The following is a 26779-nucleotide window of genomic DNA, read 5'->3' as shown; positions in this document are numbered from 1 at the left end:
CAGCGGGCGTGGCTAATGGAATCTTGTTATTCATGTGCATCTACACAGCCTTGAAGGCGTCAGCACATGAGCAGGCGAAGGGCACGGACCCTTCGCCTGTTTAAGTGTTACGCGCCGACTACGATCGGCTTCGCCAGAGGCGGGACGGCGGCGCTGGTGGGCGCGATGCCGGCTTCGAACTCCGAGCGGAAGTATTTGATTGCGCTGCCCAATGGTTCCACGGCGCCCGGTGCGTGAGCACAGAAGGTCTTGCCTGGGCCGAGGAAACCGACCAGGCCCAGCAGGGTTTCGATGTCACCCTCGCGGCCTTCGCCATTTTCCAGGGCCATCAGCAGCTTGACGCTCCACGGCAAACCGTCGCGGCATGGGGTGCAGAACCCGCAGGACTCGCGGGCAAAGAACTGCTCCATGTTGCGCAGCAACGAAACCATGTTCACCGTGTTGTCCACCGCCATTGCCAGGCCAGTACCCATCCGGGTGCCCACCTTGCCGATGCCGCCGGCATACATCTGTGCGTCCAGGTGCTCGGGCAGCAGGAAACCAGTACCGGCGCCGCCTGGCTGCCAGGCTTTCAAGGTGTAGCCGTCGCGCATGCCGCCGGCGTAGTCCTCGAACAGCTCGCGAGCGGTCACGCCGAACGGCAGTTCCCACAGGCCCGGGTTCTTGACCTTGCCGGAGAAGCCCATGAGCTTGGTGCCCATGTCTTCGCTGCCTTCGCGAGCCAACGATTTATACCAGTCCACGCCGTCGGCGATGATTGCCGGCACGTTGCACAGGGTTTCGACGTTGTTCACGCAGGTCGGCTTGCCCCATACGCCCACGGCGGCAGGGAAGGGCGGCTTGGAGCGCGGGTTGGCGCGGCGGCCTTCGAGGGAGTTGATCAGTGCGGTTTCTTCACCGCAGATATAACGCCCGGCCCCGGTGTGCACGAACAGTTCGAAGTCAAAGCCGGAACCGAGGATATTCTTGCCCAACAGGCCCGCGGCCTTGGCTTCTTCCACGGCACGGTTCAGATGCTTGGCGGCGGTGGTGTACTCGCCACGCAGGAAGATATAGCCACGGTAGGTCTTGAGCGCACGCGCACTGATCAGCATGCCTTCGATCAGCAGATGGGGCAGTTGCTCCATCAGCATGCGGTCTTTCCAGGTGTTGGGCTCCATTTCATCCGCGTTGCACAGCAGGTAACGGATGTTGATGGATTCGTCTTTGGGCATCAGGCCCCATTTCACGCCGGTGGGGAAGCCTGCGCCGCCGCGGCCCTTGAGGCCGGCGTCTTTAACGGTCTGGACGATATCGTCCTGGGCCATGTCGGCGAAGGCTTTGCGCGCAGCCGCGTAACCGTTCTTGGCCTGGTACTCGTCGAGCCATACCGGCTCGCCGTCGTCGCGCAGGCGCCAGGTCAGCGGGTGAGTCTCGGCCGAACGCTTGATCAGGTTGGCCGGGCCGAAGGAAGTCAGGGTCATGGGTAGCCCTCGAGCAATTGGGTCACGCCAGCAGGCTGCACGTCACCGAATGTGTCGTCGTCGATCATCAACGCCGGCGCCTTGTCGCAGTTGCCCAGGCAGCACACCGGCAGCAGCGTGAAGCGGCCGTCCGGGGTGGTCTGGCCGAGGCCGATGCCCAGTTTGTTCTGGATCTCGCTGACCACCGATTCGTGGCCGCCGATATAGCAGACCATGCTGTCGCACACACGAATGATGTGGCGGCCCACCGGCTGGCGGAAGATCTGGCTGTAGAACGTGGCCACGCCTTCAACGTCGCTGGCGGGGATGCCGAGGATCTCGCCGATGGCGTAGAGGGCGCCGTCCGGCACCCAGCCACGTTCCTTCTGGACGATCTTCAAGGCTTCGATCGACGCCGCGCGCGGGTCTTCGTAGTGATGCAGCTCGTGCTCGATGGCCGAGCGCTCGGTTTCACTCAAGGTGAAACGGTCTGTCTGGATAAGCGTGCTGTTCATGCTTAGCGGTCCACGTCGGCCATAACGAAATCGATACTACCCAGGTACGCAATCAAGTCCGCGACCATCTCGCCTTTGATCACCGAAGGGATCTGCTGCAAGTGCGGGAAGCTTGGGGTACGAATCCGGGTGCGGTAGCTCATGGTGCCGCCATCGCTCGTCAGGTAATAACTGTTGATACCCTTGGTCGCTTCAATCATCTGGAAGGATTCGTTGGCTGGCATGACCGGGCCCCACGAAACCTGCAGGAAGTGCGTGATCAGGGTTTCGATGTGCTGCAGCGTGCGCTCTTTGGGTGGCGGCGTGGTCAGCGGGTGATCCGCCTTGTACGGGCCGGCCGGCATGTTGCGCATGCACTGCTCGATGATCTTCAGGCTCTGGCGCATTTCTTCGACACGCACAATGCAACGGTCGTAGGCATCGCCATTGGCCGCCAGCGGTACTTCGAATTCGAAGTTCTCGTAGCCGGAGTACGGGCGCGCTTTACGCAAGTCGAAGTCGCAACCGGTGGAACGCAGGCCGGCACCGGTGACGCCCCATTCCAGGGCCTCTTTGGTGTTGTACTGCGCGACGCCGATGGTGCGGCCTTTGAGGATGCTGTTGTCCAGGGCGGCTTTCTGGTACTCGTCCAGGCGCTTGGGCATCCAGTCGATGAATTCCTTGACCAGGCGTTCCCAGCCATTCGGCAGGTCGTGGGCCACACCGCCGATGCGGTACCAGGCCGGGTGCAGGCGGAAACCGGTGACGGCTTCGATGACCTTGTAGGCGCGCTGACGGTCGGTGAAAGTGAAGAACACCGGGGTCATGGCGCCGACGTCCTGGATATAGGTACCCAGGAACAGCAGGTGGCTGGTGATGCGGAAGAACTCGGCCATCATGATGCGGATGGTGTCGACGCGGTCCGGAACCTTGATGCCGGCCAGCTTCTCGACCGAGAGCACGTACGGCAGGTTGTTCATCACGCCGCCGAGGTAGTCGATACGGTCGGTATACGGGATGAAGCTGTGCCACGACTGACGTTCGGCCATCTTCTCGGCACCGCGGTGGTGGTAGCCGATGTCCGGGACGCAGTCGACGATTTCTTCGCCGTCCAGTTGCAGGATGATACGGAAAGCACCGTGGGCCGAAGGGTGGTTCGGGCCCAGGTTGAGGAACATGTAGTCCTCGTTGGTGCCGGAACGCTTCATGCCCCAGTCTTCCGGACGGAAGCGCGCGGCTTCTTCTTCCAGCTGCTGCTTGGCCAGGGTCAGGCTGAACGGGTCGAATTCGGTGGCGCGGGCAGGGTAGTCCTTGCGCAGCGGGTGACCTTCCCAGGTTGGCGGCATCATGATGCGCGTCAGGTGCGGGTGGCCGGGGAAGTCGATACCGAACATGTCCCACACTTCACGCTCGTACCAGCTGGCGTTCGGCCATATACCGGTGACGGTCGGGACGCTCAGGTCGCTCTCGCTCAGGGCAACCTTGATCATCACGTCGCTGTTACGTTCCAGCGACATCAGGTGGTAGAACACGGTGAAATCGGCGCCGCTCGGCAGCCCCTGGCGCTTGGTGCGCAGACGCTCGTCCACGCCATGCAGGTCATAGAGCATGACGTACGGCTTGGGCAGGTTGCGCAGGAAGGTCAGAACTTCGACGAGCCTGGCACGCGCCACCCACAGCACCGGCATACCGGTGCGTGTGGCCTGGGCGGTGAAGGCGTCAGGGCCAAAACGGTTATTGAGTTCGACAACCACATCCTGGTCGTCTGCCTTATAAGGCGGGATGTACAGAGCACTGCCTGTAGTCATGGTTTTTTATCGCTTTCGGTCAACGTAAAGAATGAAGCCAGGTTTTCGTTCTATAAAAGAAGCGGTGCTGGATCAGACTTCGTCGGGGCTGCGCAGGTTGGTGACTGCGATTCGCTGTTCGCGGCGCTGTTCCTTTTGAGACGGCATCTCGGCGCGATAAACGCCTTGATCACCGACCACCCAGGACAGTGGGCGACGCTCCTTGCCAATCGATTCCTGCAACAGCATCAGGCCTTGCAGGAACGCTTCGGGACGGGGCGGGCAGCCAGGCACGTAGACGTCCACAGGCAGGAACTTGTCCACCCCTTGAACGACCGAGTAGATGTCGTACATGCCACCGGAGTTGGCGCACGAACCCATGGAGATAACCCATTTCGGCTCGAGCATTTGCTCATAGAGACGCTGGATGATCGGCGCCATCTTGATGAAGCAGGTACCGGCGATAACCATGAAATCCGCCTGGCGCGGCGAAGCCCGGATAACTTCGGCGCCGAAGCGCGCGATGTCGTGGGGCGCCGTGAAGGCGGTGGTCATTTCCACGTAGCAGCACGAAAGGCCGAAGTTGTACGGCCACAGGGAGTTTTTACGCCCCCAGTTGACCGCGCCACTCAGCACGTCTTCCAGCTTGCCCATGTAGATGTTTTTGTGGACTTGGTCTTCTAACGGGTCGGAAACGGTTTCCCGTTCGCCGATGGGGTACTGCTCGTTAGGAGCATCCGGGTCGATCCTGGTGAGATTGTATTGCATTGCCAAAGCCTCATTGTTTCAGCTTCGCTTGCCGCTTGCGACGAGCTTCCGGAGCCCAGTCAAGGGCGCCCACTCGGAACAGGTAGACAAGACCTGCCAACAGAATTGCTATGAAAACGAGAGCTTCGACGAATCCGGTCCAGCCGCTTTCGCGGACGGACACAGACCATGCAAAGAGAAAGAGGGCTTCGATATCGAAGATCACGAACAACATCGCGACCAGATAGAATTTGGCTGAGAGCCGCAAGCGGGCGCCACCTGTAGGCAGCATGCCGGATTCGAACGGTTCGTTTTTGCTGCGGCCCCAGGCTTTTGACCCGAGGAGGCTGGACACGCCGAGCATGAAGGCGCAAAGGCCTACAACACCGAGGAGGAAAATGGCAAAGCCCCAGTTGTGGGCCATGAGTCCTGTCGCGTCGGTCATGCTGGAAATCCTTAACAGAGAGCAAAGGTCTCTGAGCTCGAAAAAGTAACGATGCAGTGACGATATGTCGCACTGCAATCAATCGCGGTGATTTTATGGCTAAACACCGGGCAAGTAAAATTCCCAGGGCGAAATTATTCGGTGGAATAAGCACATAGTGCACCTTCTTGGGGCTGTAGCCCTTGTGGTGTGGGCATTAGCGGGCTTTTCATCAAATATGTTTTGTTTAAGCGGTAACGAAGTTTTCAAGCGCCAAATGATAATGAATATTGTTTGCGTTGGGTTTAAGCGATTGTTTCTCATGTGGCGCGGGAAGTTACCGTTACTTGCTTGAGTGCTGCTTAGTTGTCGCAACGGTTCTTTTAACCGATCGGATATGCGCCGATACCGCTCTGGATCAATGTTTTGCGCAAAACCTTCAGGCTGCAATGCGTTCCATTGTGGGAGCGGGCTTGCTCGCGAAAGCGGTCTGTCAGATAAAAAATTGCCAACTGACCCACCGCTTTCGCGAGCAAGCCCGCTCCCACATTTTGATCTGCTGTGTGCCAGTAAGATTTTCTTCCGGGCAAAAAAAACGCCCCGAACCAGTCGGGGCGTGATTGTTGCGCGGCACTGCGGTTAGGTCTTCCGTGGGGCCGCAGTGGCCGTGTACGCGGTACTTAGTGGAACTGCTCTTCTTCGGTCGAACCGGTCAGCGCGGTCACGGACGAGGTGCCGCCCTGGATCACGGTGGTCATGTCGTCGAAGTAGCCGGTGCCCACTTCCTGCTGGTGCGCCACGAAGGTGTAGCCCTTCGATGCGTCGGCAAACTCCTGCTCTTGCAGCTTCACGTAGGCAGTCATGTCGTTGCGGGCGTAGTCGTGCGCCAGGTTGAACATGCTGTGCCACATGTTGTGGATGCCGGCCAGGGTGATGAATTGGTGCTTGTAGCCCATGGCCGACAGTTCGCGCTGGAACTTGGCGATGGTCGCGTCGTCCAGATTCTTCTTCCAGTTGAAGGAAGGCGAGCAGTTGTAGGACAGCAGTTGGTCCGGGTATTCCTTTTTGATCGCTTCGGCAAAGCGGCGTGCTTCGTCCAGGTCTGGCTTGGCGGTTTCGCACCAGATCAGGTCGGCGTACGGCGCGTAGGCCAGGCCACGGGCGATCGCTTGGTCGAGGCCTGCGCGCACTTTATAGAAGCCTTCCTGGGTACGTTCGCCGGTTACGAATGGCTGGTCGTACGGGTCGCAGTCCGACGTCAGCAGGTCTGCCGCGTTGGCGTCGGTACGCGCCAGGATGATGGTCGGGGTGCCGGCAACGTCAGCGGCCAGGCGGGCAGCAGTGAGTTTCTGTACGGCTTCCTGGGTGGGTACCAGTACCTTGCCGCCCATGTGGCCGCATTTTTTCACCGAAGCCAGCTGGTCTTCGAAGTGCACGCCGGCAGCGCCTGCCTCGATCATGCTCTTCATCAGCTCGTAGGCGTTGAGTACGCCGCCGAAACCCGCTTCGGCGTCAGCCACGATGGGGGCGAAGTAGTCGATGTAGCCTTCGTCGCCTGGGTTCTTGCCGGCTTTCCACTGGATCTGGTCGGCACGACGGAACGAGTTGTTGATGCGCTTGACCACGGTTGGCACCGAGTCCACCGGGTACAGCGATTGGTCGGGATACATGGATTCAGCGGAGTTGTTGTCCGCTGCCACTTGCCAGCCGGACAGGTAGATCGCCTGGATACCGGCTTTTACCTGTTGTACTGCCTGGCCGCCAGTGAGGGCGCCCATGCAGTTGACGAAATCTTTGTCGGGACGGAAGGACGGCTTGGCGCCTTGGGTGACCAGGTTCCACAGCTTCTCGGCGCCGAGTTTTGCAAAGGTGTGCTCAGGTTGGACCGAGCCACGCAGGCGGACGACGTCAGCAGCGGAATAAGCGCGGGTCACGCCTTTCCAGCGTGGGTTTTCAGCCCAGTCTTTTTCAAGGGCTGCAATTTGCTGTTCGCGTGTCAGTGCCATGGGGAAAAACCTCGTCGCGTCTTGTTTGAAGTATCCGTTTGCCAGCCCGGCATTCGTTGCCTGGGTAGGTTGCTCGCTGACCAGAAGCTTTGGTGTTCAAGTCAAATCTGACGGAGGTAGGCGACGGGATGAACGATGGGGCTCAAGGGGGAGTTGAGCAGGTAAGGGCAAACTGCGAACGGTCTTCGGGCGTCGTGGGCCTTGGTACGATCCATCAGTGTGTAGCCGGGTTACCTGGTTAGCTTCCGTCCCTCGGGACAACTTCGTTCCAGTCGCAACCAACGTCAAACACACCTTGTGGGCGGTACAGACACGAATCGGCTCAGGTGGGTAGCTTAGAGCGGCGATCCGAAGGCCCTTGCCAGGGCCCCTGATTAGCGGGAGCGAGGCCATCATGCCCATGCTTTTTTGGCTCGTCAAATGTTTTGTAGTGCTTTTTTTCAAGCACTACATCTTTAGTCTAATGCGACTTGCCAGTCAGTTTTTGGTGCCTCAGTTCAGGGTGTCGACCTTGACCCGTAAAGTCAGGTCATCGTGGCCCTGAGTAGAGTAGCTGCGGGTTGTAGAGGATTTGTCCGCCTGGGTTTCACGATTGATGCCGGCCAGGGGGATCCATTCGCCCAGGCGGCCGCTGACGGTTGTGTCGGTGCTTTGCACGTTCACTACATCGGGACGTTCCTGGCTCATGCGGTCACGGTTGGTACTGATGGCCAGGTGTACGGTCTCGCCAGTGACGCTGGCGGTCACGTAAAAACCCTGGGTGACGTTGCGATACTGGGTCTGGTTTTGCAGACGGCCATAGCTGTCTTGTTGCGTGGTGGTCAGCGGTACGCTTTGGCCGACCTGGATCAGCGCGGGCACGCCTTCGCTGGCCTGGATCTGCTGCACGCCACCGTCGCGGCTGGCAGTGCCGTGGCTGATGATGCGGGTCTGGCTGCCGCCGCTGTTCTGCTGGTTGTTCTCGTTGGTATCGACGGTGATCAGCAAGCGTTTGGCCGGTGTATCCAATTGGTCGAGCAGGGCGCGCAAGCCCTCTATCTTGGCGGGCTCAGCGTTAACGATAAGCTGGTTGCCGTAGGCGCTGACGCTGCCGTCCTTGCCGATGAAGTTCTGCGCCACGGGCAGCAGGTCGGCGCTGGTGCGGTTGTTCAGGTTGACGACTTCGGTGGCGGCCGTGGCTGATACGCTGGCGGTGAGGAGGAAGGCGGTGAGCAGGGTGCGTAGGGACATGTCCGTTATCTCTGCGAGTCAATTGGCTTGATAGTGCCAGTTTGTCGGCCTGGTGGGTCGCAAGTTGAATCGTAGACGGCAAAATGCCCTGGCATGGCAGGGCATTTAGGGTGTTGCTGAAATAGCTATCGCAGGCAAGCCAGCTCCCACACTTGAGCGCATTCCAAGGGATGTACTCGGTCAAATGTGGGAGCTGGCTTGCCTGCGATAAAGGTGACGCGGTCTCGGATTAGCCCTCGCGCACCATGTCCACATGCGGAATCCCGACTTCAAGAAACTCATCGCTGACAATCTCAAAGCCCAGCCGCTCATAGAACGGCGCCGCATACACCTGCGCACTCAGGAACTGCTTGGTCTGACCGCGTTTCACGGCCTCTCCAATCACCGCTTCCATCAGCTTGTCGCCGACCTTCAGCCCGCGCCAGTCTTTGAGCACCGATACGCGACCGATCTCGCCGCTGGGCAGCAGGCGCGCAGTGCCGATGGGAAAATCGCCTTCGAATGCCAGGAAATGCATGGCGTCGGCGTCGTCCGCGTCCCACTCCAATTCCGGCGGAACCGATTGTTCAGCGATAAACACCGCTTCACGAATGCGCCGAATCTCGTCGATATCCTTTCGCCAATCCGCGACACTTACGTGAATTTTATTCATCCGCGAACCCCAGGCTGCCTTGCTTGACCAGTTCGCACAGCAAGTCGCGGCCGTCTTCGTCGGCCAGCCATTCGCTGAGGTTTTCGCTGTGCAGTGCATCGGCCGAGCACACCAGCTTCAACAGTTCACGCAGTTTGCCCGGCAGGTAACGGCTCTGGCCGCTGGCGAACAACAGCACGTCGTCGTCCACTTCGGACCAGGCCAGGCGCGCGCTCGGGTTGCGCACCAGGATTGCGCCGTCTTGCAGGCTGTTGATGAAGTCTTCTTCGCCCAGCTCTTCGCCGGCCACCAGTTCCGGGTAGCGTGGCTCGGTCATGAACTGGCCGAACCAGGTCAGCAGCATGCGCTCATCGCTCATGTGCTCGGCGAGCAGGCCCTTGAGGCGGTCCAGTGCGTCGCCCTGGATCTGGTGTGGGTCGCTGACCGGTTGGGCGTCGGCGTCGGTGTAGCGCTCTTCGTCGGTCAGGTACTGGCTGAGGAAGTCGGTGAAGTGGGTCAGCACTTCAGCGGCGCTCGGTGCGCGGAAGCCCACGGAATAGGTCATGCAGTCGTCTTCGGCAATACCGAAATGTGCCAGGCGCGGCGGCAGGTAGAGCATGTCGCCCGGTTCCAGCACCCATTCGGCGCTTTCTTCGAATTCGGCAAGGATGCGCAGGTCGGCGTGTTGCAGCAGCGGGCTTTCGGAGTTGCACATCTGGCCGATCTTCCAGTTGCGCTTGCCCTGGGCTTGCAGCAGGAAGACATCGTAGTTATCGAAATGCGGGCCGACGCTGCCACCTGGGGCTGCGAAGCTGATCATGATGTCGTCGATGCGCCAGCTTGGCAGAAAGCGGAACTGTTCCAGCAGTTCGGCCACTTCCGGTACGAACTGGTCGACCGCCTGCACCAGCAAGGTCCACTCGCGCTCGGGCAGGGTGCTGAAAGCGTCTTCGGCGAACGGGCCGCGGCGCAGTTCCCACGGGCGCTCGCCGTGTTCGATCACCAGGCGCGACTCGACTTCTTCTTCCAGGGCCAGGCCTGCCAGTTCGTCGGCGTCGATCGGGCTTTCGAAGTCAGGGATGGCCTGGCGGATCAGCAGCGGTTTTTTCTGCCAGTAGTCGCGCAGGAATTCCCGTGCCGTGATGCCGCCCAGAAGTTGAAGAGGAATATCAGGATTCATGTGTAACCTATTGAAAAAAAGCACTTTTAAGACAGGAATAAAAACGCCCGGCGCGGCCGGGCGTCTCAAAGGAGCTTGCTTGGATCAGATGCGCTTGGCTTGCGCTACAGCGTTGCCGATGTAGTTGGCCGGGGTGAGCAGTTTCAGCTCGGCCTTGGCCGCGGCTGGCATGTCCAGGCCGTCGATGAAAGTTTGCAGCGCTTCGGGGCTGATGCCCTTGCCTCGCGTCAATTCTTTCAGCTTCTCGTAGGGGTTTTCGATGTTGTAGCGGCGCATCACGGTCTGGATCGGCTCGGCCAGTACTTCCCAGCACGCGTCCAGGTCAGCGGCAATCTTCTGCTCGTTGAGCTCCAGCTTGCTGATGCCTTTGAGGCTGGCTTCGTACGCGATCACGCTGTGGGCAAAGCCCACGCCGAGGTTACGCAGTACGGTGGAGTCGGTCAGGTCGCGCTGCCAGCGGGAGATCGGCAACTTGCTGGCCAGGTGCTGGAACAGGGCGTTGGCGATACCCAGGTTGCCTTCGGAGTTTTCGAAGTCGATCGGGTTGACCTTGTGCGGCATGGTCGACGAACCGATTTCGCCGGCAATGGTGCGCTGCTTGAAGTAGCCTAGGGAGATGTAGCCCCAGATATCGCGATCGAAATCGATCAGGATGGTGTTGAAGCGCGCAATCGCATCGAACAGCTCGGCAATGTAGTCGTGGGGTTCGATCTGCGTGGTGTAAGGGTTGAAACCCAGGCCCAGCTCGTCTTCGATGAAGGCGCGGGCGTTGGCTTCCCAGTCGATCTCAGGGTAGGCCGACAGGTGGGCGTTGTAGTTGCCTACGGCGCCGTTGATCTTGCCCAGCAGTGGCACGGCGGCGACCTGGGCGATCTGGCGCTCCAGGCGGTACACCACGTTGGCCAGTTCTTTGCCGAGGGTGGTCGGCGAGGCTGGCTGGCCGTGAGTGCGCGACAGCATCGGCACGGCAGCGAAACGGATCGCCAGCTCACGGATGGCTTCAGCGGTCTGGCGCATCAGCGGCAGCATCACCTCATCACGGCCTTCACGCAGCATCAGGGCGTGAGACAGGTTATTGATGTCCTCGCTGGTGCAGGCAAAGTGGATGAATTCGCTGACCTGGGCCAGTTCCGGCAGTTGGGCCGCTTGCTCTTTGAGCAGGTATTCGATGGCTTTGACGTCGTGGTTGGTGGTGCGCTCGATCTCTTTCACACGCTCGGCGTGTTCCAGGGAGAAGTTTTCCGCCAGGGTGTTCAATACAGCGTTGGCTTGCGCGGAAAACGCCGGCACTTCGCTGATGGCGGGGTGAGCGGCCAGGCGCTGGAGCCAGCGCACTTCAACCAGGACACGGGCACGGATCAGGCCGTACTCGCTGAAAATAGGGCGCAGGGCCTGGGTTTTGCCGGCGTAGCGGCCGTCAACAGGGGAAACCGCAGTGAGCGAAGAGAGCTGCATGGGGTGTTCTCGGACAGTCGGGCAACGAAATGGGGCGCGTATCATACATGAAAAAATCCGCCGGTCCGTCGCCAACTGACCGGCGTATTACGCGTAATGGCTTGAAAACAGCCTGCTGGTGCGACTTATTCGTTGCGCATCAACGGGTAAAGCTCTTTGAGCAATTTGCGTCGGCTGATCACCAACTGCCAGCGATGACCGCCCAGTTGGCGCCACAAGCGTGCCGAACGAATACCGGCCAGGAGCAGGGCGCGGATTTTCGACGCGTTGTTGGGTTGTTGCAGGTTGCGCATGTCGCCATGCACCTGGATACGTTGGCGCAGGGTACTCAAGGTGTCCTGGTACAGCGCACCACAGGCTGCGATCACGTTTTCGTGGGCCGGGCCGAAGTGCTCTACCTGGGACTGGATCTGCGGCAGGCGCTTGCCGATGGTGTCCAGCAGGTCGTCGCGCTTGGCCAACTGGCGCTCAAGGCCGAGCATCGACAGGGCGTAGCGCAACGGCTCGCGCTGCAAAGTGCTGGGGTCGCGCTCCAGGGCGCCGATCAGGGCGCGATAGCCTTCACGCAGGGCCAGGTCGTCGCCGCCGTAAACCTCAAGGGTGTCCTTGGGGTCGCGGATCAGCAGGCTGCCGAGCATGCAGGTCAGGCCGGCTTCAGTGACCTGGCCGGTCTTGGCGATCTTGTCCACCAGCACCGCAGCGAGAAAGACGCCGCCAAGGGCTGTCAATTGCTCCTGGGTCGGGCTCATGCCGGGTTGCTCCAGGCTTGCGCGACTTCAATCACGCCGCCGCCCAGGCAGATTTCGCCGTCATAGAACACCACGGACTGACCAGGGGTGACCGCGCGCTGCGGGTCATCGAAGGTGGCACGGTAGCCGGTGGCGGTCTTTTCCAGGGTGCAGGGCTGGTCGCTCTGGCGATAACGCACTTTGGCGGTCAGGCGGCGCGGGGTGCTCAGGTCGATCGGGTTGACCCAATAGATCTCGGAAGCGAGCAGGGCGCCGGAGAACAGCAGCGGGTGCTCATTGCCTTGGCCGACCACCAGCACGTTGTTTTCCAGGTCTTTGACCAGCACGTACCAAGGCTCTTCACCTGCGTCCTTCAAACCGCCGATGCCCAGGCCCTGGCGCTGGCCGATGGTGTGGTACATCAGGCCATGGTGACGGCCGATCACTTCACCTTCGGTGGTCTTGATCTCGCCCGGTTGCGCGGGCAGGTATTGCTTGAGGAAATCGCTGAAGCGCCGCTCGCCGATAAAGCAGATACCGGTGGAGTCTTTCTTCTTGGCGGTGGCCAGGCCGTGTTTCTCGGCAATCTTGCGCACTTCGGGCTTTTCCAGCTCGCCGACCGGGAACAGAGTCTTGGCGATCTGTTCACCGCCCACGGCGTGCAGGAAGTAGCTCTGGTCCTTGTTCGGGTCCAGGCCCTTGAGCAGTTCGGTGCGGCCATCGATATCGCGACGGCGCACGTAGTGGCCGGTAGCTATCAGGTCGGCGCCGAGCATCATGGCGTAGTCGAGGAAGGCCTTGAACTTGATCTCGCGGTTACACAGGATGTCCGGGTTCGGCGTGCGGCCGGCCTTGTATTCGGCCAGGAAGTGCTCGAACACGTTGTCCCAGTACTCGGCGGCGAAGTTGGCGGTGTGCAGCTTGATGCCGATCTTGTCGCACACGGCCTGGGCGTCCGCGAGGTCGTCCATGGCGGTGCAGTATTCCGTTCCATCGTCTTCTTCCCAGTTCTTCATGAACAGGCCTTCCACCTCATAACCCTGCTCCATGAGCAGAACGGCGGAAACGGAAGAGTCCACGCCGCCGGACATGCCGACGATGACGCGCTTCTTTTGTGTGTCAGAAGGGGCTGGATCACGCATAGGGTTTCAACGGGTGTCTTGAAAAAGGACGCGATTCTATCAGGCCCGGGCCGCTAAGGCTAAAGAGAAGGGCGGATCAATTCGAGACTGTGGCGCTGGCCGGCCAGATAATCATCGATGCAGCGGATAATCAGCTCGCTGCGCCAGTCGTCGCGCACGGCCATCAGCTCGTCACGGGTCAGCCAGCGGGCGCGCAGGATGCCTTCGTCGAGTTGATAGTCCGGGTGGTGTTTCACTGCCTTGGCGATAAAGCAGACCCGCTGGTAGGTCACGCCATTGCTCGGTGCGGTATACAGGTAGATGCCGACGATGCCGGTGGCTTCCACGTCCCAGCCGGTTTCTTCCAGGGTTTCACGCACGGCGGCTTCGGTAAGGGTTTCGTTCGGGTCCAGATGGCCGGCGGGCTGGTTGAGCACGGCGCGACCGCCCTTGAGTTCTTCGACCATCAGGAAGCGGCCGTTGTCTTCGACGATGGTGGCGACGGTGATGTGGGGTTGCCAGGTCATTGCAAGCCTCGGTATCTGGAAGGTGACTCGGTCAATGTGGGAGCTGGCTTGCCTGCGATGACGGCGGGTCAGCTACACCTGTATGAGCTGACAGACTGCAATCGCAGGCAAGCCAGCTCCCACATTTGATTGGGTTTCTTCAATGTAGTCCGTACAAACACAAACCCCGGCACATGGCCGGGGTTTGTGATGCTCCCTTACAACCTTACTTCAACTTGGCAATCGCCGCATTGAGGGTGTTGCTCGGGCGCATGGCCTTGCTGGTCAGCTCGGGGTTTGGCGCGTAGTAGCCGCCGATGTCCACTGGCTTGCCCTGTACGGCGTTGAGCTCGGCAACGATGGTCGCCTCGTTCTCGGCCAGGGTCTTGGCCAGTTCGCCGAACTGCGCTTGCAGTGCAGTGTCTTCGGTCTGGGCGGCCAGGGCTTGTGCCCAGTACAGCGCCAGGTAGAAGTGGCTGCCGCGGTTGTCGATGTTGCCGACTTTGCGCGATGGCGACTTGTTATTGTCGAGGAACTGGCCGGTGGCCTGGTCCAGGGTCTTGGACAGTACCAGCGCTTTCGGGTTGTTGTATGTCACACCCAAATGCTCAAGGGACGCGGCCAGGGCCAGGAACTCGCCCAGGGAATCCCAGCGCAGGAAGTTTTCTTCCAGCAGTTGCTGCACGTGCTTGGGAGCCGAACCGCCAGCGCCGGTTTCGAACAGGCCGCCACCGTTCATCAGCGGCACGATCGACAGCATCTTGGCGCTGGTGCCCAGTTCCATGATCGGGAACAGGTCGGTCAGGTAATCGCGCAGTACGTTGCCGGTCACCGAGATGGTGTCCAGGCCCTTGCGGGTGCGCTCCAGGGTGAACTTCATCGCATCGACCGGGGCCATGATGCGGATGTCCAGGCCTTCGGTGTTGTGGTCTTTCAGGTAAGCCTGAACTTTCTCGACTACTACGCCATCGTGGGCACGCTTGGGGTCCAGCCAGAAGATGGCCGGGGTGTTGCTGGCGCGGGCACGGTTGACGGCGAGCTTGACCCAGTCCTGGATCGGCGCGTCTTTGGTCTGGCACATACGGAAGATGTCGCCAGCTTCGACGCTCTGTTCCATCAGCAGGTTGCCCTGGCTGTCGGTGACGCGCACAACGCCGTCAGCCTTGATCTGGAAGGTCTTGTCGTGGGAACCGTACTCTTCGGCCTTCTTCGCCATCAGGCCAACGTTTGGCACGCTGCCCATGGTGGTGGGGTCGAAGGCGCCATTGGCCTTGCAGTCTTCGATGACCGCCTGGTAGATGGTGGCGTAGCAGCGATCCGGGATCACAGCCTTGGTGTCGTGCAGTTGGCCATCGGTGCCCCACATCTTGCCGGAGTCACGGATCATCGCTGGCATCGAGGCGTCGACGATCACGTCGCTCGGCACGTGCAGGTTGGTGATGCCTTTGTCGGAGTTGACCATCGCCAGGGCAGGGCGAACGGCGTAGACCGCCTGGATGTCGGCTTCGATCTGCGCTTGCTGGTCGGCCGGCAGGGCCTTGATGCGTGCGTACAGGTCGCCGATGCCGTTGTTCAGGTTGAAGCCGATCTGTTCCAGCACGGTCGCGTGCTTGGCCAGTGCATCTTTATAGAACTCGGCAACGATCTGGCCGAACATGATCGGGTCGGAGACCTTCATCATGGTGGCTTTCAAGTGAACCGACAGCAGTACGCCTTGCTTCTTGGCGTCTTCGATTTCAGCGGCGATGAAACTGCGCAGGGCTTTCTTGCTCAGCACGGCGGTGTCGATGATTTCGCCGGCCTGAACGCTGGTCTTTTCCTTCAGGACGGTGGTGGTGCCGTCCTTTGCAACCAGCGCAATTTTGACAGCGTCAGCGGTTTCGATCTGCACGGCTTTTTCGCTGCCGTAGAAGTCGCCGTTGTTCATATGGGCAATGTGCGACTTGGAGTCGGCAGCCCAGGCGCCCATCTTGTGCGGGTGCTTGCGTGCGTAGTTCTTGACCGACAGCGGTGCGCGACGGTCGGAGTTGCCTTCGCGCAGTACCGGGTTCACGGCGCTGCCCTTGACCTTGTCGTAACGTGCACGGGTTTCTTTTTCCGCGTCGGTGGTTACGGTTTCAGGGTAGTCCGGCAGGGCGTAGCCCTGGGCCTGCAATTCCTTGATCGCGGCTTGCAGCTGCGGGGTCGAGGCGCTGATGTTGGGAAGCTTGATGATGTTGGCTTCAGGCGTAACGGCCAGGTCGCCCAGTTCGGCGAGGTGGTCCGGGATGGCCTTGGTGCCCAGTTGCTCGGGGAAGCTTGCGAGGATGCGCCCGGCGAGGGAAATGTCGCGGGTTTCCACGGCAATATCAGCGGAAGCGGTGAAGGCCTCTACGATAGGCAGCAGTGAATAGGTGGCGAGGGCTGGGGCTTCGTCGGTGAAGGTGTAGATGATCTTCGAGCGGGTGGGCATATTCGGATTAACTCTCTTCTTTGCTGAAAGCGTGCGCAGAAACTCGAGATGCGCCGGGTAGAGCGCGTTCGTTCAAAGTCATCCATGAGCGAAATGTCGAGGTTTCTTCGCGGTGATGTTGGTTTGCATCAGTCGAGCGTCAAGCGGGTGGGCTATTGTAATAGTCCGGCTTTCTGGCGAAAGGCTACGTTCTAGAGCGGTCCGCCGTCGTGACTCTTTGGTCAGCGGCGGCATTATACATAGGTCGCTATGCTTACGCTGAGCCTTCATACAAAAGGGGGCTCGTCCATTGGTCTAAAGGTCGCAGGTGCGTGGGGCGGTGGGATGTGCTCAAGATTGGCGCTTTTCCCTTTGCTTTCAGGCTTGTAGGCCACCAAATGTGCTGTTTTCGATGCAAATGAGCATGGCGTGAGGTTTCAGTCGCCATTTATCTGGAGTAGGCTCGAACGCAGCCAGATGTTCAATCCATAGATGGAGTTCAGCATGGGATACAAGAAGATTCAGGTTCCGGCAGTCGGCGACAAAATCACCGTCAATGCAGACCATTCTCTCAATGTTCCTGACCAACCGATCATCCCCTACATCGAAGGTGACGGTATTGGCGTCGACATCAGCCCGGTGATGATCAAGGTGGTCGACGCCGCTGTTGAAAAGGCTTACGGCGGCAAGCGCAAAATTTCCTGGATGGAGGTGTACGCTGGCGAAAAGGCCACTCAAGTCTACGATCAGGATACGTGGCTGCCCCAGGAAACCCTGGATGCGGTCAAGGATTACGTGGTGTCCATCAAAGGCCCGCTGACTACGCCGGTGGGTGGCGGTATCCGCTCGCTGAACGTGGCCCTGCGCCAACAACTTGACCTCTACGTGTGCCTGCGCCCGGTGCGCTGGTTCGAAGGCGTGCCCAGCCCAGTGAAAAAGCCTGGTGATGTGGACATGACCATCTTTCGTGAGAACTCCGAGGATATTTACGCCGGAATCGAGTGGAAGGCCGGTTCGCCTGAGGCGATCAAGGTGATCAAGTTTCTCAAGGAGGAAATGGGCGTTACCAAGATCCGTTTCGACCAGGATTGCGGGATTGGCGTCAAGCCGGTCTCTAAAGAGGGCACCAAGCGCCTGGCGCGCAAGGCCTTGCAGTATGTGGTCGATAACGACCGCGACTCGCTGACCATCGTGCACAAAGGTAACATCATGAAGTTCACCGAAGGGGCCTTCAAGGAGTGGGCCTACGAGGTGGCGGCAGAAGAGTTCGGCGCGACCCTGCTTGACGGCGGGCCGTGGATGCAGTTCAAGAACCCCAAGACTGGCAAGAACGTGGTGGTCAAGGATGCCATTGCCGACGCCATGCTCCAGCAGATCCTGCTGCGCCCGGCCGAATACGACGTGATCGCCACGCTCAACCTCAATGGTGACTACCTGTCCGATGCCTTGGCGGCGGAAGTGGGGGGTATCGGTATTGCGCCGGGGGCCAACCTGTCGGACACCGTGGCAATGTTCGAAGCCACCCACGGTACTGCGCCTAAATATGCGGGCAAGGATCAGGTCAACCCTGGGTCATTGATCCTGTCGGCGGAAATGATGCTGCGGCATATGGGTTGGGTCGAGGCGGCGGATCTGATTATCAAGGGCACCAATGGCGCGATTTCGGCCAAGACCGTGACCTATGACTTCGAGCGTCTGATGGATGGCGCTACGTTGGTGTCGTCGTCGGGCTTTGGTGACGCGCTGATCAAGCATATGTAAACAGGCAGACAAAACCGGCCGCCCTGATGATTCGGGGCGGTCGGTTTGCTTTCAGTGCTTTGTTCAGAAGCTGGTCAGGCCTGCTTGCTTTTCTTGTCTTGATTTGTGACCGTGCGCCGCGCCGTTTTCTGCAGCAGGCGTGGTGGTGATGCCTTTGATATTCACCGCATGCAAGCCCTTTGGGCCCTGGGTAATGTCAAAGGATACCGGTTGACCCGCCTTCAGCGTTTTGTACCCATCCGCCTGGATCGCTGAGAAATGCGCAAAAAGGTCTTCTTGCTTGCCGTCTTCATTAATGAAGCCGTAACCCTTGGCATTGTTGAACCACTTGACCTTACCACTAGCCATTCCCTTATCCCTCTGCACCAGACTCCATCACTGGAGTATCATCCTGTCTATCCGTCCTAACCCGAATAAATAAGGTTGACTGCGCGGACCTTTTTTACCCACTGTGGGCTCTATTTGTTGTAACACCGTTTCGCCGATAGTCAAGGTGACCCAAGGGTCAGAGTTGAAATTCTGACAGGTCGCCCCCACCACTGTAATTGAACCACTGACGAACCTTTCTTTCCCATGCATGCAAACAGCCAGATTCGACTAACATTCAATCAGGATCGCCCGGATCAGGAACATGACGACGACGGTTCTGCAGGCATTGCTGTTCAGGAGGCCAAGCCTGCTTTACAGGCGCCGCCGATGTACAAGGTGGTTTTGTTCAATGATGACTACACACCGATGGATTTCGTCGTCGAAGTGCTCGAGGTGTTTTTTAACCTGAACCGCGAGTTGGCGACCAAGGTAATGCTGGCCGTTCACACAGAAGGACGGGCAGTATGTGGAGTGTTTACCCGCGACATCGCCGAGACAAAGGCCATGCAGGTCAACCAGTACGCCAGGGAAAGCCAGCATCCGCTACTCTGTGAAATCGAGAAGGACGGTTAACGCCGACCACTTGGGTATGAGGTGAAGCTATGTTAAACCGCGAGCTCGAAGTCACCCTCAATCTTGCCTTCAAGGAGGCTCGTTCGAAGCGTCATGAATTCATGACCGTCGAACACCTTTTGCTGGCACTTTTGGATAACGAAGCTGCCGCCACCGTTCTGCGTGCGTGCGGCGCCAACCTCGACAAGCTCAAGCATGACCTGCAGGAGTTTATCGACTCCACCACGCCACTGATCCCCGTGCATGACGAGGACCGCGAAACCCAGCCAACCCTGGGGTTCCAGCGGGTATTGCAGCGTGCTGTGTTCCACGTACAGAGCTCCGGTAAGCGTGAGGTCACAGGCGCGAACGTGCTTGTGGCGATTTTCAGCGAACAGGAAAGCCAGGCCGTGTTCCTGCTCAAGCAGCAGAGCGTTGCCCGTATTGATGTAGTCAATTACATCGCCCACGGTATCTCTAAAGTGCCTGGGCACGGCGATCATTCCGAGGGTGAGCAGGATATGCAGGACGAGGAGGGCGGTGAGTCTTCTTCTTCAAGCAACCCGCTGGATGCCTATGCCAGCAACCTCAATGAAATGGCGCGCCAGGGGCGGATCGATCCGCTGGTGGGGCGTGAGAATGAGGTTGAGCGTGTAGCGCAGATCCTTGCGCGTCGCCGCAAGAACAACCCGTTGCTGGTGGGCGAGGCGGGCGTGGGTAAGACCGCGATTGCCGAAGGCCTGGCCAAGCGCATTGTCGATAACCAGGTGCCAGACCTGCTGGCCAGCAGTGTCGTCTACTCCCTTGACCTGGGCGCGTTGCTCGCCGGGACCAAGTACCGTGGCGACTTCGAAAAGCGCTTCAAGGCGTTGCTCGGTGAGTTGAAAAAGCGTCCACAGGCCATCCTGTTCATCGACGAGATCCACACTATCATTGGCGCCGGTGCAGCTTCCGGTGGGGTGATGGACGCTTCCAACCTGCTCAAGCCACTGCTGTCCTCGGGTGATATCCGCTGCATTGGTTCGACCACGTTCCAGGAATTTCGCGGCATCTTCGAAAAAGACCGTGCCCTGGCGCGTCGCTTCCAGAAAGTCGACGTGTCCGAGCCCTCGGTTGAAGACACCATCGGCATCCTGCGCGGGCTCAAGGGGCGTTTTGAAGCGCACCATGGCATCGAGTACACCGATGAGGCCTTGCGTGCGGCGGCTGAGCTGGCGTCGCGCTACATCAATGACCGGCATATGCCCGACAAGGCCATCGATGTGATCGACGAAGCGGGTGCCTACCAGCGCCTGCAGCCGGTCGAGAAGCGCGTGAAGCGCATCGACGTGCCTCAAGTCGAGGACATCGTGGCCAAGATCGCGCGGATTCCGCCAAAACACGTCACCAGTTCCGACAAGGAGTTGCTGCGTAACCTGGAGCGCGACCTCAAGCTCACCGTGTTTGGCCAGGATGCGGCCATCGACTCGCTGTCCACGGCGATCAAGTTGTCCCGTGCTGGCCTCAAGTCGCCGGACAAGCCAGTCGGTTCGTTCCTGTTCGCAGGCCCGACCGGCGTCGGCAAGACCGAGGCGGCTCGCCAGTTGGCCAAGGCCATGGGCATCGAACTGGTCCGTTTCGACATGTCCGAGTACATGGAGCGCCACACTGTGTCGCGCTTGATCGGTGCGCCTCCGGGCTATGTCGGCTTCGACCAGGGCGGCCTGTTGACCGAGGCGATCACCAAGCAGCCACATTGCGTATTGTTGCTCGATGAAATCGAAAAGGCCCACCCGGAAGTCTTCAACCTGCTGTTGCAGGTCATGGACCACGGGACCCTGACCGACAACAACGGGCGCAAGGCAGACTTCCGCAATGTGATCGTGATCATGACCACCAACGCTGGTGCTGAAACCGCGGCGCGGGCTTCGATCGGCTTTACGCATCAGGATCACTCCTCTGATGCCATGGAAGTGATCAAGAAGAGCTTCACGCCGGAGTTCCGCAACCGCCTGGACACCATTATCCAGTTTGGTCGCCTCAGCCATGAGGTCATCAAAAGCGTGGTGGACAAGTTCCTCACCGAGCTTCAAGCGCAGTTGGAAGACAAGCGCGTGCAGCTGGATGTGACGGAAGCGGCTCGCAGCTGGATCGCAGAGGGCGGCTACGATGCGGCAATGGGCGCACGCCCAATGGCGCGTCTGATCCAGGACAAGATCAAGCGGCCACTGGCCGAAGAGATCCTGTTCGGCGAACTCTCCGACCATGGTGGCGTGGTGCACATCGACCTTAAGGACGGCGAGCTGACCTTCGAGTTCGAGACCACGGCTGAAATGGCCTGATCGTTAGCTGCAACATTGCAAAAGGCGCCGAAAGGCGCCTTTTTGCTGCCTTGAAATGCAATCGCTAAGACAATGAAGATCAACATGTGGGAGCTGGCTTGCCTGCGATAGCGGTGGCTCAGGAAAGAATCCCTTGCCTGACACACCGCTATCGCAGGCAAGCCAGCTCCCACAGGGGCAAGTAGTGACTGTTAAATCCTGCGCACACAAAAACGCCCGGCATAACCGGGCGTTTTGTATTGACTTGCTTAGCGAGCGCGGTAAGTGATGCGCCCTTTGCTCAAGTCATAGGGCGTCAGCTCGACGCGCACTTTGTCACCGGTAAGAATACGAATGTAGTTCTTGCGCATCTTGCCGGAGATATGCGCGGTTACGACGTGCCCATTTTCCAACTCCACGCGAAACATGGTGTTGGGCAGGGTGTCGACGACAGTGCCTTCCATTTCGAAGCTGTCTTCTTTCGACATGCAGTAAAGCCCTCGGTATCCAGTGAATGGCCCGGTGCAACTGCGCCAGGCAAAAGCGGCGTGCATTGTGCCCGAAAAAGGGTGTTCAAGCCAAGGGGTTCTAGTTAAGCGTGACCCATCTTTGATTAATCAGCAGCTCAATGGGCCGATATTGGGTCTTGTAGTTCATCTTTTTGCAGTTCTTGATCCAGTATCCGAGGTACACCGCTTCCAGCTCCAGGCGCAGCGCTTCGCCTATTTGCCATAGGATGGCGAAGCGCCCGAGGCTGCGGCGCTCTTCGGTCGGTTCATAGAAGGTGTACACCGCCGAGAGGCCGTTGGGCAGCAGGTCGGTCACCGCCACGGCCAGCAGGCGGCCGTCGAGGCGGAACTCGTAGAAACGCGAAAAAGGCAGGTCACGCACCAGGAACGTGGAAAACTGGTCGCGGCTGGGCGGATACATATCGCCGTCTGCATGACGCTGTTCGATATAGCGTTGGTAGAGATCGAAATATTCTTCGCTGTATTGGGGTTTGGTGGCGTGTACCGTCAGGTCAGCGTTGCGCTTGAGAATGCGCTTCTGATTGCGGTCTGGCAAAAATTGCGCAACCGGGATGCGCGCGGGTACGCAGGCATTGCAGTTCTGGCAATGGGGGCGGTACAGGTGGTCGCCGCTGCGCCGGAAGCCCATCTCGGACAGGTCGGCATACACATACACGTCCATGGGCTGGCTGGGATCGAGGAACAGCGTGGTGGCCTGCTCGTCGGGCAGATAGCTGCATGAGTGGGCTTGAGTGGCATAGAACTTCAAGCGCGCCAGCTCGGTCATGATCAACCCTCGGGATAAGCTTTGAAATAAGTGTAAGCCACGTGCGCGAAAGTCGCCTAGGAAACCCACGGCCCAGCGTTGGGTTGGTCCAGATGTTTATGCAGGAAGTCAGCGAAGACGCTGCGGGGTATACCGCGGGCACCCAGGCTGTGCAGATGATCGTTGGGCATCTGGCAATCGATCAGCACAAATCCCCAGGCTTGCAGTTGCCGGGTCAATGTGGCGAAGCCGAATTTGGAGGCGTTGTCGGCGCGGCTGAACATGGACTCGCCAAAAAACAACTGGCCCATCGCCAGGCCATACAGGCCGCCCACCAGTTCGCCCTGGTCCCAGACCTCGACGGAATGCGCGTAGCCGCGCTGGTGCAGCTCCAGATAAGCCTTCTGGATACTTTCGGTGATCCAGGTGCCATCGGCGTAGGCACGGGGCGCGGCGCAGGCTTGGATGACGGCGGCGAAATCCTGGTCGAAGGTCACGGTATAGCGCTGCTGGCGCAATAATTTGCCCAGGCTGCGGGAAACATGCAGCTCGTCGGGGAAAATCACTGTGCGCGGGTCTGGCGACCACCAGAGGATAGGCTGGCCTTCGGAGAACCAGGGGAAGCAGCCATGGCGGTAGGCCTGGATCAATCGTTCGGCCGACAGGTCGCCACCGGCGGCGAGCAGGCCGTTGGGTTCGCGCATGGCCTTGGCCAAGGGAGGGAACGTCAGGGTGTCGCGTTGTAACCAGGTCAGCATGGCATCCAGGCTTAGGGAAGGGGAGGGGAGTGGCAGGTCATGCACCTGCACCGCAAGCGTTGATTATTGACGACCCTGCGCCATGGGGCCAGCCCGAATAGGCTATTGACGAGGATTAGCATGCACGAGTGTTTCTGCAACTCTGTACACAGGGTGTGGTCGTAATCGGGTCTGGCGCATACCGGCCATTTGCCAAGCTGGCCTGGATTGCTAAATACAGCTCATAAGCCTTTGTCAGCAAAGGTAATGCATGCTCAAATTGTCCGTGCAGTCAGGTGAAGGGCAAGTGTGTGGCATCGCGCACGCAAACCCGTACAATGCGGCCATTGTGGCGTTATCGCCATTTCACCTATCCGTCACCGGGTGTTAAAAGTAGATTCAGCAACATTCGTTCATTTTTCAACTGTTCCGGATAGAACAGTCGTGTGTAGTCATTCAACAGATGGACGCGCTAAAGGCGCAGGAATAGACCCGTTTTGAAGAAATCCGCCGCAGCACCTAAAGCAGCAGTCGTACCGGCCTGGCGCCAGCACCTGCATTACCGACTCAAGGAAGGCGCACTGATTGCCATCGGTGCGCTGTGCCTGTTCCTGATGATGGCCTTGCTGACCTATGGCAAGGACGATCCGGGCTGGAGCCATAACAGCAAGATCGATGACGTGCAGAATTTCGGTGGCCCTGTAGGTTCCTACAGCGCCGATATCCTCTTCATGATCCTGGGTTACTTCGCCTACATTTTCCCGCTGTTGCTGGCGATCAAGACCTGGCAGATCTTCCGCCAGCGTCACGAGCCGTGGCAGTGGAGCGGTTGGCTGTTCTCCTGGCGCCTGATCGGCCTGGTGTTCCTGGTACTGTCGGGCGCGGCGCTGGCGCATATCCACTTCCATGCACCGACCGGCCTGCCGGCGGGCGCTGGCGGGGCTCTGGGCGAAAGTCTTGGCGACCTGGCGCGCAGGACCCTGAATATCCAGGGCAGCACCCTGATGTTCATCGCGCTGTTCCTGTTCGGCCTCACAGTGTTCACCGACCTGTCATGGTTCAAGGTGATGGATGTGACCGGCAAGATCACTCTCGACCTGTTCGAATTGTTCCAGGGCGCCGCCAACCGCTGGTGGGCCGCCCGTGTCGAGCGCAAGCAGATGGTTGCGCAGTTGCGTGAGGTTGACATCCGTGTCAACGAGGTGGTGGCTCCCAGCACGCCGGATCGGCGCGAGCAAGCCAAGGTCAAGGAGCGCTTGATCGAGCGCGAACAGGCCCTGAGCAAGCACATGTCGGACCGTGAAAAGCAGGTGCCGCCCGTGATCGCCCCGGCACCGCCCAAGGCGCCGGAACCCAGCCATCGCGTGCAAAAAGAGAAACAGGCGCCGCTGTTTATCGACAGCGCCGTCGAAGGCACCTTGCCGCCGATCTCGATTCTGGACCCGGCCGAAAAGAAACAACTCAACTATTCCCCCGAATCCCTGGCGGCCGTCGGCCACCTGCTGGAAATCAAGCTCAAGGAATTCGGCGTCGAAGTGTCGGTGGACTCGATCCATCCGGGCCCGGTGATTACCCGTTACGAAATCCAACCGGCCGCCGGGGTGAAAGTCAGCCGCATTTCCAACCTGGCCAAAGACTTGGCACGTTCCCTGGCCGTGACCAGCGTGCGCGTGGTGGAAGTGATCCCGGGCAAGACCACCGTGGGTATCGAGATTCCCAACGAAGACCGCCAGATCGTGCGGTTCTCCGAAGTGCTGTCGACGCCGGAATACGACAACTTCAAATCGCCGGTCACCCTGGCGCTCGGCCATGACATCGGCGGCAAGCCGGTGATTACCGACCTGGCGAAAATGCCGCACCTGCTGGTAGCCGGTACCACTGGTTCCGGTAAGTCGGTGGGTGTGAACGCCATGATCCTGTCGATCCTGTTCAAGTCCGGGCCGGATGACGCCAAGCTGATCATGATCGACCCGAAGATGTTGGAACTGTCGATCTACGAAGGCATCCCGCACCTGCTGTGCCCGGTGGTTACCGACATGAAGGACGCCGCCAACGCCCTGCGCTGGAGCGTTGCCGAGATGGAGCGCCGCTACAAGCTCATGGCGAAGATGGGCGTGCGGAACCTGTCGGGCTTCAACGCCAAGGTCAAGGAAGCCCAGGACGCCGGCACACCGCTGACCGACCCGCTGTACAAGCGCGAAAGCATTCACGATGAAGCACCACTGCTGACCAAGCTGCCGACCATCGTGGTGGTGGTCGATGAATTTGCCGACATGATGATGATCGTCGGCAAGAAGGTCGAAGAGCTGATCGCCCGTATCGCCCAGAAGGCGCGAGCGGCGGGTATCCACCTGATCCTCGCGACACAGCGGCCGTCGGTGGACGTGATCACCGGCCTGATCAAGGCCAACATCCCGACGCGCATGGCGTTCCAGGTCTCCAGCAAGATCGACTCGCGCACCATCATCGACCAGGGTGGCGCCGAGCAACTGCTGGGCCACGGTGACATGTTGTACATGCCGCCCGGGACCAGCCTGCCGATTCGCGTGCATGGCGCCTTCGTTTCCGATGACGAAGTCCACCGTGTGGTCGAAGCCTGGAAACTGCGCGGCGCGCCGGAATATAACGACGACATTCTCGCTGGCGTGGAAGAGGCCGGCAGCGGCTTCGACGGTGGCAGCAGCGGTGGCGACGATGATGCTGAAACCGACGCGCTCTACGACGAAGCCGTGGCTTTCGTACTGGAAAGCCGCCGTGCCTCGATTTCGGCGGTGCAGCGCAAGCTTAAAATCGGCTACAACCGCGCCGCCCGCATGATCGAAGCCATGGAAATGGCCGGCGTCGTGACTGCAATGAACACCAATGGCTCGCGTGAAGTCATCGCCCCCGGGCAGATGCGCGACTGATTCCGCGCCGCGTGGCAACACGCGGCGTGCCCTGACTACTCAATGAGGACTCCCATGCGCTTTATCCGCATGCTGTTGTTGCCGGCCCTGGCCCTGACCGCTGTTTCGGCTCACGCTGACCCGGCTTCCGTCGCCAGCCTGAAGAACCTGTTGGACAAATCCCAGACCCTCACTGCGCGCTTCTCCCAGCTGACCCTGGATGCCGGCGGCACCCAGTTGCAGGAAACCGCCGGTGAAATGGCCGTACAGCGCCCTGGGCTGTTCTACTGGCACACTGAAGGCAAGGCGGAGCAGACCATCGTTTCCGACGGCCAGAAAGTCACGCTGTGGGACCCGGACCTGGAGCAGGCGACCATCAAGAAGCTCGATCCACGCCTGAACCAGACCCCGGCACTGTTGCTGTCGGGGGACGTGTCGAAAATCAACGACAGCTTCGACATCACCTCCAAGCAGACCAGCAACGTCATCGAGTTCACCCTCAAGCCAAAATCCAAGGACACGTTGTTTGACACGCTGTCCCTGTCGTTCGGCAACGGCGTGATCAACAACATGCGCCTGGTCGACAGCGTCGGCCAGCGCACCGATATCCTGTTCTCCGGGGTCAAGGCCAACCAGCCGGTGCCCGCGTCCAAGTTCAAGTTCGACATCCCCAAGGGTGCCGACGTGATCCAGGAATAAACTGCCCAGAGGTTTCAAA

Annotated in this window: 23 protein-coding genes; 5 read left to right on the top strand and 18 right to left on the bottom strand. The window is 59.6% G+C overall.

Going from position 1 to position 26779, the window contains the following annotated elements:
- Positions 1–107 precede the first annotated feature (107 nt).
- The 14 genes from nuoF to BUE92_RS23590 all read right to left on the bottom strand — a co-directional run bounded on the left by nuoF (position 108) and on the right by BUE92_RS23590 (position 16203).
- The gene (nuoF, locus tag BUE92_RS23655; protein WP_032896666.1) at positions 108–1463 is read right to left on the bottom strand and encodes an NADH-quinone oxidoreductase subunit NuoF; all 1356 of its coding nucleotides are present in this window, start codon (positions 1461–1463) and stop codon (positions 108–110) included.
- Entirely contained in the window at positions 1460–1957 is a 498-nt protein-coding gene (nuoE, locus tag BUE92_RS23650) for an NADH-quinone oxidoreductase subunit NuoE (RefSeq protein WP_003174721.1), read from the bottom strand. The genes nuoF and nuoE overlap by 4 nt, the downstream gene beginning before the upstream one ends.
- 2 nt (positions 1958–1959) lie before the next feature.
- Positions 1960–3744, bottom strand: a complete 1785-nt coding sequence (gene nuoC / locus BUE92_RS23645; RefSeq protein ID WP_073526612.1) for an NADH-quinone oxidoreductase subunit C/D — start codon at positions 3742–3744, stop codon at positions 1960–1962.
- A 72-nt stretch (positions 3745–3816) separates the two neighbouring features.
- Positions 3817–4491 carry a NuoB/complex I 20 kDa subunit family protein gene (locus BUE92_RS23640; RefSeq protein WP_003174719.1) on the bottom strand — a complete coding sequence of 225 codons (675 nt, stop codon included), beginning with the start codon at positions 4489–4491 and terminating at the stop codon, positions 3817–3819.
- A gap of 10 nt (positions 4492–4501) precedes the next feature.
- Positions 4502–4915: an NADH-quinone oxidoreductase subunit A gene (locus tag BUE92_RS23635; protein WP_003192109.1), complete on the bottom strand. Its 414-nt coding sequence runs from the start codon at positions 4913–4915 to the stop codon at positions 4502–4504.
- A 659-nt stretch (positions 4916–5574) separates the two neighbouring features.
- Positions 5575–6900, bottom strand: a complete 1326-nt coding sequence (aceA, locus tag BUE92_RS23630; protein WP_034120253.1) for an isocitrate lyase — start codon at positions 6898–6900, stop codon at positions 5575–5577.
- Positions 6901–7392: 492 nt separating this feature from the next.
- On the bottom strand, positions 7393–8130 hold the full coding sequence (locus tag BUE92_RS23625; protein WP_073526611.1) for a secretin N-terminal domain-containing protein: 738 nt from the start codon (positions 8128–8130) through the stop codon (positions 7393–7395).
- 229 nt (positions 8131–8359) lie between these two features.
- Positions 8360–8782, bottom strand: coding sequence for a GNAT family N-acetyltransferase (locus tag BUE92_RS23620; RefSeq protein ID WP_073526610.1), 423 nt, complete (start codon positions 8780–8782; stop codon positions 8360–8362).
- Complete coding sequence (locus BUE92_RS23615) at positions 8775–9941, bottom strand: ribosomal protein uL16 3-hydroxylase (protein ID WP_073526609.1); 1167 nt, start codon at positions 9939–9941, stop codon at positions 8775–8777. Before BUE92_RS23615 ends, BUE92_RS23620 begins: the two co-directional genes overlap by 8 nt.
- 84 nt (positions 9942–10025) lie before the next feature.
- Positions 10026–11396, bottom strand: coding sequence for an adenylosuccinate lyase (gene purB, locus BUE92_RS23610; RefSeq protein ID WP_073526606.1), 1371 nt, complete (start codon positions 11394–11396; stop codon positions 10026–10028).
- Positions 11397–11521: 125 nt separating this feature from the next.
- Complete coding sequence (hflD, locus tag BUE92_RS23605) at positions 11522–12145, bottom strand: high frequency lysogenization protein HflD (protein WP_003192101.1); 624 nt, start codon at positions 12143–12145, stop codon at positions 11522–11524.
- Entirely contained in the window at positions 12142–13266 is a 1125-nt protein-coding gene (gene mnmA / locus BUE92_RS23600; RefSeq protein ID WP_034127883.1) for a tRNA 2-thiouridine(34) synthase MnmA, read from the bottom strand. The genes hflD and mnmA overlap by 4 nt, the downstream gene beginning before the upstream one ends.
- A gap of 59 nt (positions 13267–13325) precedes the next feature.
- Positions 13326–13772: an NUDIX hydrolase gene (locus BUE92_RS23595; RefSeq protein WP_073526604.1), complete on the bottom strand. Its 447-nt coding sequence runs from the start codon at positions 13770–13772 to the stop codon at positions 13326–13328.
- 205 nt (positions 13773–13977) lie between these two features.
- On the bottom strand, positions 13978–16203 hold the full coding sequence (locus BUE92_RS23590; protein WP_073526603.1) for an NADP-dependent isocitrate dehydrogenase: 2226 nt from the start codon (positions 16201–16203) through the stop codon (positions 13978–13980).
- A gap of 483 nt (positions 16204–16686) precedes the next feature.
- Between BUE92_RS23590 and icd the strand changes: the two genes are divergently transcribed.
- Positions 16687–17943 carry an NADP-dependent isocitrate dehydrogenase gene (icd, locus tag BUE92_RS23585; protein ID WP_005789095.1) on the top strand — a complete coding sequence of 419 codons (1257 nt, stop codon included), beginning with the start codon at positions 16687–16689 and terminating at the stop codon, positions 17941–17943.
- 63 nt (positions 17944–18006) lie between these two features.
- On the opposite strand, the gene cspD is transcribed toward icd, so the two are convergent.
- A complete protein-coding gene (gene cspD, locus BUE92_RS23580; protein WP_073526602.1) occupies positions 18007–18291 on the bottom strand; it encodes a cold shock domain-containing protein CspD in 285 nt (94 codons plus the stop codon).
- Between the two features lie 225 nt (positions 18292–18516).
- Here cspD and clpS point away from each other — a divergent pair, with 225 nt between their 5' ends.
- Together clpS and clpA are read left to right on the top strand one after the other, a co-directional pair.
- A complete protein-coding gene (gene clpS, locus BUE92_RS23575; RefSeq protein WP_005789091.1) occupies positions 18517–18885 on the top strand; it encodes an ATP-dependent Clp protease adapter ClpS in 369 nt (122 codons plus the stop codon).
- A 29-nt stretch (positions 18886–18914) separates the two neighbouring features.
- Positions 18915–21185, top strand: a complete 2271-nt coding sequence (gene clpA / locus BUE92_RS23570) for an ATP-dependent Clp protease ATP-binding subunit ClpA (RefSeq protein WP_073526601.1) — start codon at positions 18915–18917, stop codon at positions 21183–21185.
- A gap of 248 nt (positions 21186–21433) precedes the next feature.
- Here clpA and infA read toward each other — a convergent pair whose 3' ends face one another.
- The 3 genes from infA to aat form a co-directional block, all read right to left on the bottom strand.
- Positions 21434–21652 (bottom strand): translation initiation factor IF-1, encoded by a 219-nt coding sequence (gene infA, locus BUE92_RS23565; protein WP_002553999.1) that lies wholly within the window; start codon positions 21650–21652, stop codon positions 21434–21436.
- 100 nt (positions 21653–21752) lie between these two features.
- Positions 21753–22460, bottom strand: a complete 708-nt coding sequence (locus tag BUE92_RS23560; RefSeq protein WP_073526600.1) for an arginyltransferase — start codon at positions 22458–22460, stop codon at positions 21753–21755.
- 56 nt (positions 22461–22516) lie between these two features.
- Complete coding sequence (aat, locus tag BUE92_RS23555; RefSeq protein WP_073526599.1) at positions 22517–23197, bottom strand: leucyl/phenylalanyl-tRNA--protein transferase; 681 nt, start codon at positions 23195–23197, stop codon at positions 22517–22519.
- Positions 23198–23673: 476 nt separating this feature from the next.
- On the opposite strand from aat, the gene ftsK reads away from it, so the two are divergent.
- The gene (ftsK, locus tag BUE92_RS23550) at positions 23674–26082 is read left to right on the top strand and encodes a DNA translocase FtsK (RefSeq protein WP_073526598.1); all 2409 of its coding nucleotides are present in this window, start codon (positions 23674–23676) and stop codon (positions 26080–26082) included.
- A 54-nt stretch (positions 26083–26136) separates the two neighbouring features.
- Entirely contained in the window at positions 26137–26760 is a 624-nt protein-coding gene (gene lolA / locus BUE92_RS23545; RefSeq protein ID WP_003174700.1) for an outer membrane lipoprotein chaperone LolA, read from the top strand.
- The last annotated feature ends 19 nt before the right edge of the window (positions 26761–26779 follow it).

Origin of the sequence: Pseudomonas fluorescens (assembly GCF_001902145.1) — a bacterium.
Taxonomy (GTDB): domain Bacteria; phylum Pseudomonadota; class Gammaproteobacteria; order Pseudomonadales; family Pseudomonadaceae; genus Aquipseudomonas; species Aquipseudomonas fluorescens_BV.
Note: the sequence above shows the minus strand (reverse complement) of the source record. Positions and strands in the feature narration are given on the sequence as shown.